Genomic DNA, 765 nt, shown 5'->3' with positions numbered 1-765 from the left:
CATCAAGTTTATTCACCTCATCTTCGAAGAATGTCAGGTTTCTATCGTTTACATTCTTTTCGACTTGATTACGCTCTGTTTCTAACAAGGCATTGAGCTTTTCTTCTTCCGGCGTCTGTTCTGAAATCAAATGGTTGGCTTGGCTCTCTTCGTAAGCTGGGAGTTGCATGAGCTTTTGTGCAACCTCAGAAGGAATAACTTTGCCTTGATTATCCATCGCGGCGAATAATAAGTAGTCCTCGCTTCTTTCTAGTGATTCGATACTGAATTTTTGAAGAGATAGAGTGCCTGATTTCCCTTGAAGCTTCTCAATTACGGATACTTTTGCATTATGTGCTGCGTAGTCGAATACGAGATGAGCAGAAGGCACTTCCCGTGATACAGCTTGTGATACAACCCATTCCCCTAATGGTGCGCTTAAGCGATACCTATGTGCATGCTCAAGCAGGGTGCTTTCGTTGCGTCTTGCACCTTTCTTGAGAAGTTGATAGGTGCCTTGTTGAATGCTTAAGTGCTGCCCGTTCGCGATTTGACCGGTCAATTGGAAGCTGTGATTGCTTTCGTTAAACGTGGCGAAGCTTTTTAGTTCATGCTGAGTTAGCGCCCAAAACCAGCGGCCTACTTTGTCGAGCCTTTGCTCTGCTGCGTCTAACTGAACCTTCAGAAGGTCATGAATGTCTTCATCGAAGTTTTCCAGAAGTAGTTGTCTTGTCTCCAGCATTTTTTCGTTGATATCGGCCTCTAGCTCTTTCTGTAATTGCTGAA

1 pseudogene is annotated in these 765 nt (G+C 44.2%); it reads right to left on the bottom strand.

Going from position 1 to position 765, the window contains the following annotated elements:
* A pseudogene (locus A3762_RS27000) lies at positions 1 to 765 on the bottom strand (hypothetical protein); the annotation flags it as partial.

It is taken from the genome of Oleiphilus sp. HI0125 (assembly GCF_001635355.1).
Note: the sequence above shows the minus strand (reverse complement) of the source record. Positions and strands in the feature narration are given on the sequence as shown.